The sequence below is a fragment of the Mammaliicoccus sp. F-M27 genome (genome assembly GCF_022387115.1).
Lineage (GTDB): Bacteria > Bacillota > Bacilli > Staphylococcales > Staphylococcaceae > Mammaliicoccus > Mammaliicoccus vitulinus.
On the sequence record NZ_JAJNIE010000002.1, the window covers coordinates 145,537 to 158,940 of the forward strand.

A 13,404-nucleotide genomic window follows, 5' to 3' on the forward strand; every position below is an offset into this window, starting at 1 on the left:
CTAATTTATTCATTATTAAATTATAACACATGCTTGAAGGCTTAAAAAGACAATCATATCAAAGTTAAGCATGTTTAAATATTATGATAAATGAGACAATAAATAGTATTTGAATGCATGCTCTTAAATAAATATTTGTTGGTGCTTTACTTCCGAATGATATATTTCTAGCATGCGCTTTTATGTTACCTGGAAACAACATGAAACATAAAATAATACCTACAACACTAAAGATATAATTCAGTTTTGGTATAAATACGCTTATAGCTATTATGAACTCTAACCAGCCTGTAACATATACTACAAGTTTAGGATTTGGTATCCCATCTGGAACCATTTGTATAAGTGATTTTCTAATTGAAGGTATAAACCTTCCTAAAAATGTATACATAAATGTTATAAATATTGAAAACTGTGCGATGGACATCCAAATATTTTCTGTTTGGAACAGACGATGCACTATGAAGCCAATAAAACACCCGACAAAATAGACAATCAGGGTTTGCATAAGAACCACTCCTATTCTGAGTATTTTTAAACGTTCTTACCTTTATATCTATTGATTGTATTATAAATGATACTTCTAGCATCTTTAGCTTCTGGTATAGGCTCTAATAGAAATACATGATTTTGATTCACATACTCATGATAAGCAACATTATTATTAAATGCTTGCAACTTATCGCTAAATAATTGAATATCTGGTAATAATATTTCTCTTGTTCCTACGAATATCGTAATGGGAGGTAAACCATGTAAATCTCCATAAATAGGAGATAAGAGATAATGGTTTTTATCCGTATGTCCACTCCATAAATCACCAGCAAACTTCAATGATTCAATCGTTAACATTGGATCGCTTTCTAGTAAATCTTTTGTAATTTTATCGTTATCCATATTAATATCTATCCATGGAGAAAGTAAAAAAACATGAAGCGGTTGTTTAACTGCTCGTTCTTTCAATAACTGAATTAAACCTGCTGCGAGTCCACCTCCTGCTGAATCCCCTATAATTATGACATCATCATATGTTTCAACCATTCTGCGATATAAATCAATGATCAGTTCATAAGATCTTAAAAATATATCATTAGGTGCTTTAGGATAAACTGGCATTTCTACTGTAGCATTAACTTTTAAAGACAATTCATCTATAAAATAATGATGAAAAATAGACGGTTGGTATATATAGGCACCACCATGTAAATAAAGTATACCTATATTTGATGGTACCTTCACATTATGTTTAAGTACTTTCATTTCATCTATAAAATACTCTTCCATATGCGTTTTTGGTTTATACATTTTAGGTAGTTTAAATTCTTCCTTATTCATATCGTACAATGCATTAACAAACTCATGTTTAGAATCATCATCTTCATAATTAGGATGATTAATTTTTAAATCGAGCATCCACTCAATTAATTGACTTCTCATGCTTCTTTTAGATACTTTCTTTAATACAATTTGGCTAACTGCTAATGTTCCGCCGACAGCAGCTACACCTTTAAATAACGTTTTCATACATATCTACTCCATATATCTTTATACTTGTATATTCCCACTTATCGACTAAAGTATACATACGATATTAAATCTTCATCTTACATCAGAAGACCAATAATGTTTTTCAAAATAATTATAGCAACAATGACAATAATAACACTCGACAATTTATTCAAGTAAACAATCCATTTTCCAGTTTTATCAACCGAACCAATCATTTTACCTAAAAATGCTAATAAAATAAACCAAAGCCAAGAAACAGCAATCGTAGAAATTGAAAAGATCCATTTATCCACGCCATCATAAATAGATGCACTTGTTCCGATTACACCTATTGTGTCCATAATAGCATGTGGGTTTAATAATGAAACAGACATCGCAAAACCAATTTGTTTTTTGGCAGACATTGGACTTTGATATTCTAAGTTTTTAGGCTTTTCATTCCATAAGCTTATAGCCATATAAATTAAAAATATAAATCCAATGATATAAACTATGAGTTGTAAAATAGGCAATGATAATAAAACAAGAGACACGCCCAATATTGCTAATATAATTAATAACGTATCACACAAACCAGCCATAATAATAACCGGCATCGTTTTGCTAATCCTTTTATGATTCGCGCCTTGATTAAAGATAAAAACATTTTGCGCACCAAGAGGCAAAATCAGACCTAAAGCTAATAAAAATCCATGTAAAAAAGCAGCCACACAAAAATCCTCCAATACTTTAAATGCAAATGCACACTATAATCTCATAATTTAATCATATCAATAAACAGTGTTTATTCAATTAATTTCAGCTGAGTAATTTTTTAAATTTTATAACATTATGAATATATTAACTTTAAAAACAGAAATACCAGACCTCCATGAGTCCGGAACTTTTCATTACTTATATACTTAACATCAATCTATTTAAACCTTCTATAACTTTGGATTTTGGGCAACCAATATTATATCTTAGAAATAATTCCCCATTCCCACCATATGTTGCGCCATCCATAATTGCAACATTACCAATCTTGATTAAACGTTCCTGTAAATCATTCATGCTAATATTCAGTCTTGAGACATCTAACCAAAGAAGATAAGTTGATTCGGGATACACTAGTTTAATATCTGGCAAATTTTCTTTCAAATATGCTTGTACAATCTTAATATTTTCATCTAAATAATTATTTAATTCCTCTACCCAGTCACTACATTCGTTATATGCTGCAATAGTTGCTTCCATTCCCATTATACTAGGAGATGATAGACCATCTTGTTTTTTTAAATATTTCAAGAACATATCACCATCTTCTACATTTGGTATTAATACATAAGCAAAAAGTAGTCCTGGAAAGTTAAACGTTTTGCTAGCACTTGTGACAATAGCGATATTTTCAGTACTTTTTTTAAATAACGGTATATGACTTTTACCTTTTCTAACTATATCCATATGAATTTCATCAGAAATAATGTATACATTATGCTGCTTGCACAATTCAATTATTGTATTTAATTCATAATCATTCCATATTCTTCCTGTTGGATTATGAGGAGAACAAAGCAATAATATTTTATTAGTTTGTTTCGACAATTGTTTTTCTAGTTCTATAAAATCTATTGAATATAAACCATCATCATATAATAATTTGTTTTCTACTATTTTTCTTTTATTTTCTTTTATAACATTGAAAAATGCATCATATGCAGGTGTTTGTATAATTACTCCATCATTTTCAGTTGATTTTATTTTTATTAATTGAGAAACCGCATAGATTACAGTTGGTGTATAATATATCCAATTCTTTTCTACTTTAGTATCAAATCTTTTCTGATACCATGTTTCAACAGAATTTTTAAAGTCTTTATGATTCCATCTTGTATAACCAAACACTGGATGACTCATTCTTACATTCAAGCTTTGGATTACTTGTTTTGGTGAAGCAAAATCAGTATCAGATATTGTGAAAGGTAATAAGCCACTTTGTCCAAACCGATCTTGCACATAGTCCCATTGTGTACAATTCGTTCCTTTTCTATTGATAACTTCATCAAAATTATACATATAAATTCTCCTTCTAATCCTAAATGATTGCATCAAGTTGTTTTCTAACTGTTGTTACTTTTGTACCGATAATAATTTGCACATTTTGTTTATCTAAATGAACAACTCCTAATGCACCTAATTCTTTTAATTTATCATCATCAACCTTATTTGCATTTTTAAGTACTAACCTTAATCTCGTAATACAATTGTCTATACTCAATATATTTTCAGATCCACCAATTGCTAATAGCATATCATTTGCTACATTATCTAGTTGTGTAGATGTATCCTTTGTAATATTTGATTTATTTTTATCAACATTCCTACCTGGTGTTTTTAAATCAAATTTAAGAATAACTATTTTAAATATAAAGTAGTAAATACTAAACCATACTATGCCAACTAAAATAACTAGCCACCATTTAGTATAACTTCCTTGCATAACCCCAAATATTAAGAAATCTAATACACCGCCATCAGTATTACCAATTGTTACACCAAGAATATTCATCACCATAAACCCTAATCCAGTCATAAAAACATGGAATATCCATAGTAAAGGACTGACAAATAAAAATAGAAATTCAATTGGCTCAGTTATTCCTGTTACAAATGTAGCGACAAACCCTGATATCAATAACCCTTTTATTTTATGTCTATTTTCTTTAGGTGCTGAATGATAAATAGCCAATGCTGCTGCAGGTAATCCAAACATAAATGTTGGCATTTTACCTTGCGATAAAAATGCAGTAACATCTGAGGATATAGGGATACTATGTTGTAATTGAGCATAAAAAATATTCAAAGCTCCAAAAACATCTTTACCCTCTATAATCGAGTGTCCACCTACTTCAGTAAACCTTACCATAGACACTAAAATATGATGTAAACCAAATGGTAACAATAATCTTTCTCCTGCTCCAAATAAGAAAGGACCAAATACACCTGAATGTTGTATAAGAGAACCTACACTCCCGATAATCATTCCCAAAAATGGCCAAATAATAGGAATAATCAGACCAATAACAGCTAGAACAAGTGAAGTTACGATAGGTACAAACCTTGAACCTGAAAAGAAAGCAAAACTATCAGGTAGCTGAATATAGCTAAATTTATTGTGTAATTTATATACAATTAGCCCTGAAATAATACCACCAAGTACGCCCATTTCTAATGTTTGTATACCTAAGATCATACTTTGTCCAGCTTGCTGCAAATTATCAGGATCAGCTAATTGATTAGTTTCAGTTAAATAAAAATTAATGGTTAAATTCATTATTGTATAACCTACAAATCCAGAAAATGCAGCAACCCCTTTTTCGTGCTTAACAAGACCTATAGGTAATGCAATAGCAAATAATACTGGTAAATATGTGAATGCAAATCCACCAACTGTTGCTAGAAATTTCAATACAAGTTGTATCATATTATTTTCTAAAAACGGAAATACATCAATCATTGAATCACTCGTAAAAGAACTTCCAATTCCTAAAATCAAGCCCATAAAAGCTAATAATGCAACAGGTAACATAAAAGTTTTTCCCATGTTTTGTAAAAAATCCCACATACTACTCTGTTTATCATTTTTATTCCCCAATAATTTCACACCCCTATAATATATTTGTACATTTATTATTCACTAATATACAAATATATTATAGGGGTATCAATAGCAATTAAGTATTTAGGTTACGCTTACATATTATGAAAGTTGTTACATTATAATTGTTTTCCATACATCATAAGTATTAAATCGATTATAAATATAGTAGCGTGCCTAGAACTCAAATCTACATTCCCAATATATATATTATTTGTTTTAGCAATTAAAGCAATTGTTGATAACTGTGCCAACTGTGAATTGCGATTACTTACAATTGAGATAATAGGTACATGTTTACTTTTCAGCTTTTTAGCGTAATTAATCATATATGAAGTCTCTCCACTAGAACTTATACATATAGCTAAGCAATCATCGTTTAAATTATGAGATATGGCTTCTAATTCGTCCCAATCCGTTCTAGCGTGAGCAATCTGTCCTAGGAAAGTTAATTTTCTACTTAAATCTAGTCCATTTGCAAGACTTGCTCCAACACTAATGATTTCTATTACTTGTGCCCTATTTATATATGTAACTGCTGTTTCTAAATCTTTAATATTTATATCATTAATAGTATTTTGTAGATTATTTACATTTTCTATCATAAATTCATTAATTTCAGCGCTAAAATTCTGTACTTCCTTACTTTTTTTCAATTTTGTTTGATTTTGTATTAAAGTATATTTTAATTCTCTAAATCCTTCATATCCTAATTTTCGAGAACATCTGCTAACCGTTGCAGTAGAAACATATAAACGATTTGCTATATCATCAATAGTCATAGTTGCAATTAATTCATAATCATTCAGAATAAAGTCTAAAACTCGCTTTTCTAATTCGCTTAAATCATTTCTTTTTTTCTGTAATTTACCGATAAGTGCGTTTTGTTCCATATTATCCCCCTTAATGTTATCTAATTTTACATTATCTGTTATATTTATTAACACATATTTCACTTTTAAAAATAAGTAGATATACTTATATTATCAAGTATATCTTGTAGAGAATATTTTATATTCTTGTCTCAACAATAAAAGTGCTTATCTTCCAAAATGGGAAGTATATCTCCAGCCAAGGTATACTTCCCATTTTACTTTTTTATTCTTTATTAAGATTCTATTCAGTATACTCATTCTCTAATTTCAATGATCGATAAATGGCCATACCTGTTTTTAATTTCTTAAAGCCAAGTTTACGATAAAATTCGACATTTTCGGTTGTAGAAATTAAATGAATACATGATAAGCTATCAAACTCATTTAAAAATTCTTCTAATATTCTTTTAGCAATACCTTGACCCTGGTGTTTTTCTTTTACTACTACATCATAAATTGCGGCATTAAACACTCCATCTGATAATGCTCTTGCAACTGCAATAATTTCATCATCATTTTTTACTAATACAACATGTGTGCTGGCTTTATATATTTCTTCTATTTTTTCATTGTTATGGCCCATCCATCCAACTGATTCATAAACTTTTCTTATTCCGTCTACATACGAAATTTTGAATTCATTTTCATAAATATATATAATGTCCACCTTCTTATTTAACTCTAATTATTGCTATAGTCTATTTATATCCTCACTTTTATAACACTCTACTTACAATACTAACATCCCAATTAATTTGGCCCAATAACTTTTGATAGAAATGCCTCTATTTCATTATGTTATTAAAGGGTCTAACAAATACTAATCCTACATCTTTGTAATAATCTATATAAAATTCAATCGATTTTATTTATGAACACCTTTTCAATTTCTCAAACAAAAAAAGCTTATTCAATAATAAGCTTTAAAAATTATATTTTATTTATTTGTCATTTCTTCTTCAAAGCTTTTTAATTTCAAGCCTATTTCATCTCTTACACGTTGAAATTCTGACCAATCTTTTCCTGCTGGGTCATCAAATCCCCAATGTTCTTTATGTACATGTTTAGGTATAGTTGGACAATGTTCATCTGCATGACCACATAATGTTACAACTAAATCTGATTGATTAAGTATCGTTTGATCAATCAAGTCAGAAGTTTGATCTGTAATATCGATATTAACTTCTTTCATTGCTTCGATTGCTTTAGGATTTACACCATGTGTTTCAATACCTGCAGAATATATGTTCCAATTTTCTCCTAGTATATGTTTTGCCCATCCTTCAGCCATTTGACTTCGACATGAATTTCCTGTGCATATAAAATAAATTGTTTTGTTAGTCATTATTCTCTCCACTTTCTTTATTAGAATATAAGCAATGTAAGATATAAACCCAATAATGTAATAAATAGTACTGGGATTGTAATGATTATACCTGTTTTAAAATATGTACCCCATGGAATTTTCACGCCTTTTTGTGAAAGTACGTGCAACCACAGTAATGTAGCTAATGATCCTATAGGTGTTATTTTAGGTCCCAAGTCTGAACCAATGACATTGGCATAAATCATGCCTTCTTTTAATGTGCCGAGCACGTTTGATTGATGGATAGCAAGTGCATCTATAAGTACAGTTGGCATATTATTCATAATGGATGATAGAAATGCTGCTATAAATCCCATCCCCATAATGCTTGCAAATAAGCCTTGTTCTGAAATTGCTGAAAGTATGTTACCGAGCATAACTGTAATACCTACATTTTTAAGTCCGAACACGACAAGATACATACCTATTGAGAATATAACAATATTCCAAGGTGCACCTTTTATCACTGCTTTCGTATGCACAGCTTTCGATTTTCGAGCAAGTAAAATAAACACTATCGCAATAGCACCCGCAATAATAGACACAGGCACGTGAACAAATTCGCTTATTAAATAGCCAATCAGTAATATTGCTAACACAATCCAAGATATATAAAACAATCTTTCATCTTTAATCGCATCTTTCGGTTTTTGCATATGACTACTATCAAACTTACGCGGAATTGAAGTTCTAAAAAATAACCATAATACAGTAATGCTCCCGATTAATGAAAAGATATTTGGAATAATCATACGTGTGAAATATTCTAAAAATCCTATATCAAAATAATCTGCAGATACGATGTTAACTAAATTACTGACTATGAATGGTAATGAAGTCGTATCTGCAATAAATCCACTCGCAATAATGAAAGGGAAAATATGCTTTTTGTTAAAGCCTAAGTGACGAACCATTGCTAAAACAATTGGTGTTAATATTAAAGCTGCACCATCATTCGCAAAAAATGCTGCTACTACTGAACCTAGCAACATAATATAAATAAACATCTTTAATCCATTACCATTAGATGCTTTGACCATATGTATAGCAGACCATTCAAAGAAACCAATTTCATCAAGAATCAGTGATATTAATATAACGGCCACGAATGTTAATGTCGCATTCCATACAATGCCTGTTACTTCAATTACATCAGAAAAACTGACTACTCCAGTTATAATAGCTGCAAGTGCTCCAATAAGCGCTGTAATACCGATATCTAGCCCCTTAGGTTGCCAAATAACAAAAATAAGCGTTATAACAAAAATCAATATTGCTAATATCGTCATGCTTCACACACCTCTGATTTCATAGTGTTACAAATACATGACTCATTTTTATGATGAATAAGTTGTAATTGATGACCTAACTGTTCAAATGTCTTTGTATTTAATCGATACATTTTTTTATTTCCTTCTTTTCTCATAAAAATCATATTACTATTTTCTAGAGATTTCATATGATGACTTAATGTAGGTTGAGAAAACTGAAAATGTTCTAATAAATCACAAGCACACAGTTCTCCGCAAGAAAGTAAATCTATAATCTCTAAACGACTTGGGTCAGAAATTGTTTTTAATAGTTTTGATAGTGCATGATAATCCAAACGATCTCCTCCATTCCATTATATAGATTATCATCTATATAGATTATTGTCTATGTTTAATATTTTACATTTTATGGTATATTTGTAAAAAGGTATATAGTAATAGAAAGATGGCGTTAAAATGAAAAGGAGAGATATCATGAAAACAAAATATTTCCTTATAAGTACACTGTTGTATTTCGCTATTGGGATTTCAATATTAGCTTTTACTGATTTTTCATTAATAACTAAGCCCTTATGCATTATTACTTTAATTATAATTTCTGGTATTTTAAAAGAATATGTTTTTAAAATAAAAGAATCTAATACCGATATAATAGTTAACTTATTTACTGGTAATAGTAAAAATAATTAGCACATACGCTTTTCTTAGCTACTCATTTGAGTAGCTATTTTTTATGCACTTTTATATTTAAACATTCAATACGCTTTTCTTAATCTTCTCGAGATTAGTCTTTTATTCATACATACACAACACATTTTAGAAACACAAAAAAAAAAACCTCGTTATTCATTTTAAAATAAATAACGAGGTGTACATAAATTTATATTTTCACTATCTGATTTCTTTCAACTTTGCTAAGTTGCTCAATCATGCGAATTTATTTTCTTTCAATTTCAACCATTTTGAAAGCTTCAAAGATGTCGCCTTCTTTAATATCGTTGAATTTCTCGATTGTGATACCACATTCGTATCCTGTTGCTACTTCTTTAGCATCATCTTTGAAGCGTTTTAATGTATCTAATTCACCTTCAAAGATAACGATGCCATCACGTATAATACGAACTCTTGAATCTCTCGTAATTTTACCTTCAGTTACGTAACTACCTGCAATAGTACCTACTTTAGATACTTTGAATGTTTGACGTACTTCTGCTTGTCCAATTACTTTTTCTTCATATTCAGGATCTAATAATCCTTTCATTGCAGATTCAATTTCTTCGATTACTTTATAGATAATACGGTGTAATCTCATATCTACGTTTTCTTCTTCAGCGGCACGTTTAGCACCTGCATCTGGTCTTACATTAAATCCGATAATAATACCGTTTGATGCTGCTGCAAGTGTAACGTCTGATGCGTTAATAGCACCAACTGCTGTATGAATAATACGTACGTTAACACCTTCAACATCAATTTTCATTAATGACGCTGCTAAAGCTTCTACTGAACCTTGTACATCACCTTTAATGATAATGTTTAAGTCTTTCATTTCACCTTGTTTCATTTGTTCGAACAAGTTATCTAATGAAACACTCTTACTATCTTGACGTTGTTTTAAGATGTTATCTTGTTGACGTTTTTCACCGATTTGACGTGCTTGTTTTTCATTTTTAAATACTACAAAACGATCTCCGGCTTGAGGTACATCATGTAAACCTGTGATTTCAACAGGTGTAGATGGACCAGCTGATTTAATTCGTTTACCTAAATCACTTACCATAGCACGTACACGTCCATAAGTATTACCTACTACTAATGAATCTCCAACTTCTAAAGTACCATTTTGTACTAATAGAGAAGCGGCTGGTCCACGTGATTTATCTAACTCAGCTTCAATCACTGTACCAACTGCTGCGCGGTCAGGTTTAGCTTTTAATTCTTCGATTTCAGAAACAAGTCCGATCATTTCTAGTAAATCGTCGATACCATCACCTTGAATTGCTGATAGTTGTACGAAGATAGTGTCGCCACCCCAATCTTCAGGGTATAAACCATGTTCACCTAATTCTTGCATGACACGATCAGGGTTTGCAGTTGGTTTATCAACTTTGTTTACAGCAACAATAATTGGTACTTCTGCAGCTTTAGCGTGGTTTATTGCTTCAATTGTTTGAGGCATAACACCATCATCAGCAGCTACTACAAGTATTGTAATATCTGTTACTTGAGCGCCACGTGCTCTCATTGTTGTAAATGCAGCATGCCCTGGTGTATCTAGGAATGTGATTTTTTTATTGTTGTTTTCAATTTGGTATGCACCAATATGTTGTGTAATACCACCAGCTTCTCCAGCCGTTACACGCGTATTACGGATTGAGTCTAATAATGTTGTTTTACCATGGTCAACGTGTCCCATGATTGTAACAACTGCTGGTCTTTCAATTAAGCTTTCATCATTTTCGTCTTCTACATCAAAGTAATTTTCTAAGTCCATTGCATCAACATGAACTTCTAACTCTGATTCAATATCATAATCTGCACAAATCAATTCAACAGTTTCTGTATCTAATCCTTGGTTTATATTAGCTACTACACCAAGTAAGAATAATTTTTTAATAATTTCAGACGCATCTTTATTAATTTTATCAGCTAATTCACCAACTGTAATACCTTCTTCATAAGTAATTAAAGATGGTGTCTCTTGAACTACTTCTTTAGGTTGTTGTTGTTGGTTGTTTTGCTTTTTATTATTTTGCTTCTTATTTTTATTATTTTTTTGTTGGTTATTGTTAGGCTTATTATTCGGTTTGTTTGTATTTGGTTTATTTGTATTCGGTTTGTTTGTATTTGCTTGAGTAGTCGTTTGCTCTTTTTTAGCAGTTTCTTGTTTTTTAAATGTTTTATCCAAAATTTTAATGTCGTTCTCCTCTAATGCTTGCATGTGATTTGATACTTCTATATTATTCTTCTTTAATTCATCAATTATGTCTTTACTCTTTAAATTGATTTCTTTTGCATACTCATATATTCTTTTTTTACTCATATACTCACTCCTCATGAAAATCATGAATCATTGTTTTTAGTTTCTTACTAAACCCAATGTCAGTTATGCCCAACACCACTCTGCTTTCTTTTCCAATTGCGTAGCCTAATTCAAAGCGTGTAGCAAAAGTTAAAAGTGTTACATGATAAGTTGCACATTTATTTTTTATTGTTTTTGTAACATTTGCTGCAGCATCTTCTGATAGTATGACAAGTTTCACGTTGCCTCTTCTCATTTCACTTATTACAATTTCTTCCCCTGTTTTAATCTTTCTAGCCCTTGTCGCTAGACCGAGAAGGTTCAAAATTTGGTCTTTCTTATCTATACTCATTTAGGTATACGCTCACGATATATTAAACGAATAATTTCTTTATATACTGGTTCAAGTGTATCTTTATCACTAGCGAAATAACGTTCTAATTTTCCTTGTTGTTGAGCAGTTTCAACAACATCTAAATCTTTAGAAACATAAGCGCCACGTCCTGGTGCTTTACCAGTTGCGTCAGCTTTAATTTCGCCTTCTTTATTTTTAACGACTCGAATCATATCATTTTTTGGTTTCATTTCATTTGAAAGTATACATTTACGCATTGGTATCTTTTTCTTTTTCACGATAAAAGCACCTCACTTTATGATTCTTCAGTTGAAATAATGCCAGCTTCTCTTGCATCACTTTCTGATTTTATGTCAATTTTCCAACCAGTTAATTTTGCTGCAAGACGAGCATTTTGTCCACGTTTACCGATTGCTAATGACAATTGATAATCAGGTACAACTACTGTAGTTGATTGATTTTGTTCATCTACAATGACTTCTACAACTTGTGAAGGGCTTAACGCATTTCTTACAAATACTTTAGGATCTTCATCCCATTCAACAATGTCGATTTTTTCTCCGCCTAATTCATTAACAACAGCTTCTACACGAACACCTTTAGCACCAACACAAGCACCTACTGCATCGATATCGCCATTCTCAGAAGTAACACTTATTTTAGAGCGGTCTCCAGCTTCACGCGCTACTGATTTTACAATAACTGTACCGTCATAAATTTCTGGTACTTCTTGTTCAAATAAACGCTTTAATAGACCTGGATGTGTACGTGAAACAAAGATTTGAGGTCCTTTAGTAGTTTGCTCAACTTTATTTACATAAACTTTAATGCGTTCATTAGGTAAGTATTGTTCATTTGGACTTCTTTCAGCTTCAGAAAGCACGGCTTCAGTACGTCCTAAGTTAACATATACATAACGATGATCGACACGGTCAATAACACCTGTTACGATGTCATCTTCTTTATCGATAAATTCATCGTAAAGAATACCTCGTTCAGCATCTCTCAAACGCTGCATGACAGCTTGTTTTGCAGCTTGTGCACCAACACGACCAAAATCTTTAGGCGTAACATCTTCTTCAAAGACATCACCAATTTCGTATGCAGGATTCGTTAAAAGCGCTGTGTCTAGTGCAACTTGATCTCTATAATCTTCCACATCTTCGACAACATCTTTTCTTGAGATAACTCTATAAGTACCTTCGTCAAGATTTAGTTCAATTCTAACGTTTTTGGCGCTGTCATAGTTCTTCTTATAAGCAGTAATTAATGCCGCTTCAATTGCATCAATTAATACCTCACGTGGTATTCTTTTTTCCTTCTCAAGGTATTCAATTGCAAGTAATAATTCATTACCTTTCACAATGTA

Annotated in this window: 15 protein-coding genes; 1 reads left to right on the forward strand and 14 read right to left on the reverse strand. The window is 31.1% G+C overall.

The genetic code is table 11. The features are described from left to right. Positions 1 to 64 precede the first annotated feature (64 nt). The 10 genes from LQ598_RS03085 to LQ598_RS03130 form a co-directional block, all read right to left on the reverse strand. Positions 65 to 508 (reverse strand): hypothetical protein, encoded by a 444-nt coding sequence (locus LQ598_RS03085; RefSeq protein ID WP_016910781.1) that lies wholly within the window; start codon positions 506 to 508, stop codon positions 65 to 67. Between the two features lie 26 nt (positions 509 to 534). Next, the gene (locus LQ598_RS03090) at positions 535 to 1,524 is read right to left on the reverse strand and encodes an alpha/beta hydrolase fold domain-containing protein (RefSeq protein ID WP_107557074.1); all 990 of its coding nucleotides are present in this window, start codon (positions 1,522 to 1,524) and stop codon (positions 535 to 537) included. A gap of 80 nt (positions 1,525 to 1,604) precedes the next feature. Continuing rightward, positions 1,605 to 2,219 carry a LysE/ArgO family amino acid transporter gene (locus LQ598_RS03095; RefSeq protein ID WP_239745165.1) on the reverse strand — a complete coding sequence of 205 codons (615 nt, stop codon included), beginning with the start codon at positions 2,217 to 2,219 and terminating at the stop codon, positions 1,605 to 1,607. A gap of 184 nt (positions 2,220 to 2,403) precedes the next feature. Beyond that, positions 2,404 to 3,564 carry a MalY/PatB family protein gene (locus LQ598_RS03100; protein ID WP_107557076.1) on the reverse strand — a complete coding sequence of 387 codons (1,161 nt, stop codon included), beginning with the start codon at positions 3,562 to 3,564 and terminating at the stop codon, positions 2,404 to 2,406. 19 nt (positions 3,565 to 3,583) lie between these two features. After that, on the reverse strand, positions 3,584 to 5,152 hold the full coding sequence (gene malX / locus LQ598_RS03105) for a maltose/glucose-specific PTS transporter subunit IIBC (RefSeq protein WP_275068175.1): 1,569 nt from the start codon (positions 5,150 to 5,152) through the stop codon (positions 3,584 to 3,586). 113 nt (positions 5,153 to 5,265) lie between these two features. Next, positions 5,266 to 6,039: a MurR/RpiR family transcriptional regulator gene (locus tag LQ598_RS03110; RefSeq protein WP_103323411.1), complete on the reverse strand. Its 774-nt coding sequence runs from the start codon at positions 6,037 to 6,039 to the stop codon at positions 5,266 to 5,268. 223 nt (positions 6,040 to 6,262) lie between these two features. Further along, entirely contained in the window at positions 6,263 to 6,688 is a 426-nt protein-coding gene (locus tag LQ598_RS03115) for a GNAT family N-acetyltransferase (RefSeq protein WP_233709571.1), read from the reverse strand. 270 nt (positions 6,689 to 6,958) lie between these two features. Then, complete coding sequence (gene arsC / locus LQ598_RS03120; protein WP_107537479.1) at positions 6,959 to 7,366, reverse strand: arsenate reductase (thioredoxin); 408 nt, start codon at positions 7,364 to 7,366, stop codon at positions 6,959 to 6,961. A 20-nt stretch (positions 7,367 to 7,386) separates the two neighbouring features. Then, positions 7,387 to 8,676, reverse strand: a complete 1,290-nt coding sequence (arsB, locus tag LQ598_RS03125; protein WP_107537480.1) for an arsenite efflux transporter membrane subunit ArsB — start codon at positions 8,674 to 8,676, stop codon at positions 7,387 to 7,389. After that, a complete protein-coding gene (locus tag LQ598_RS03130; protein ID WP_103323483.1) occupies positions 8,673 to 8,993 on the reverse strand; it encodes an ArsR/SmtB family transcription factor in 321 nt (106 codons plus the stop codon). Before LQ598_RS03130 ends, arsB begins: the two co-directional genes overlap by 4 nt. Positions 8,994 to 9,132: 139 nt before the next feature. On the opposite strand from LQ598_RS03130, the gene LQ598_RS03135 reads away from it, so the two are divergent. After that, the gene (locus tag LQ598_RS03135; RefSeq protein ID WP_107536692.1) at positions 9,133 to 9,348 is read left to right on the forward strand and encodes a hypothetical protein; all 216 of its coding nucleotides are present in this window, start codon (positions 9,133 to 9,135) and stop codon (positions 9,346 to 9,348) included. Between the two features lie 247 nt (positions 9,349 to 9,595). Here the strand turns inward: LQ598_RS03135 and infB are convergent, their stop codons facing one another. From infB to nusA, 4 genes are read right to left on the reverse strand one after another with little or no spacing between them, the layout of a single operon-like run. Then, complete coding sequence (gene infB / locus LQ598_RS03140) at positions 9,596 to 11,701, reverse strand: translation initiation factor IF-2 (RefSeq protein ID WP_016910771.1); 2,106 nt, start codon at positions 11,699 to 11,701, stop codon at positions 9,596 to 9,598. A 4-nt stretch (positions 11,702 to 11,705) separates the two neighbouring features. Further along, positions 11,706 to 12,032: a ribosomal L7Ae/L30e/S12e/Gadd45 family protein gene (locus LQ598_RS03145; protein ID WP_078356157.1), complete on the reverse strand. Its 327-nt coding sequence runs from the start codon at positions 12,030 to 12,032 to the stop codon at positions 11,706 to 11,708. Continuing rightward, the gene (gene rnpM, locus LQ598_RS03150) at positions 12,029 to 12,313 is read right to left on the reverse strand and encodes an RNase P modulator RnpM (RefSeq protein WP_016910769.1); all 285 of its coding nucleotides are present in this window, start codon (positions 12,311 to 12,313) and stop codon (positions 12,029 to 12,031) included. The genes LQ598_RS03145 and rnpM overlap by 4 nt, the downstream gene beginning before the upstream one ends. 17 nt (positions 12,314 to 12,330) lie before the next feature. Beyond that, complete coding sequence (nusA, locus tag LQ598_RS03155; protein ID WP_016910768.1) at positions 12,331 to 13,398, reverse strand: transcription termination factor NusA; 1,068 nt, start codon at positions 13,396 to 13,398, stop codon at positions 12,331 to 12,333. Positions 13,399 to 13,404: the final 6 nt, after the last annotated feature.

Excerpts from the sequence above, each read along its gene's own strand:
- LQ598_RS03085 (WP_016910781.1), bottom strand. The coding sequence starts at position 508 with ATGCAAACCCTGATTGTCTATTTTGTCGGGTGTTTTATTGGCTTCATA.
- LQ598_RS03090 (WP_107557074.1), bottom strand. The coding sequence starts at position 1,524 with ATGAAAACGTTATTTAAAGGTGTAGCTGCTGTCGGCGGAACATTAGCA.
- LQ598_RS03100 (WP_107557076.1), bottom strand. The coding sequence starts at position 3,564 with ATGTATAATTTTGATGAAGTTATCAATAGAAAAGGAACGAATTGTACA.
- LQ598_RS03110 (WP_103323411.1), bottom strand. The coding sequence starts at position 6,039 with ATGGAACAAAACGCACTTATCGGTAAATTACAGAAAAAAAGAAATGAT.
- arsC (WP_107537479.1), bottom strand. The coding sequence starts at position 7,366 with ATGACTAACAAAACAATTTATTTTATATGCACAGGAAATTCATGTCGA.
- arsB (WP_107537480.1), bottom strand. The coding sequence starts at position 8,676 with ATGACGATATTAGCAATATTGATTTTTGTTATAACGCTTATTTTTGTT.
- LQ598_RS03135 (WP_107536692.1), top strand. The coding sequence starts at position 9,133 with ATGAAAACAAAATATTTCCTTATAAGTACACTGTTGTATTTCGCTATT.
- infB (WP_016910771.1), bottom strand. The coding sequence starts at position 11,701 with ATGAGTAAAAAAAGAATATATGAGTATGCAAAAGAAATCAATTTAAAG.
- LQ598_RS03145 (WP_078356157.1), bottom strand. The coding sequence starts at position 12,032 with ATGAGTATAGATAAGAAAGACCAAATTTTGAACCTTCTCGGTCTAGCG.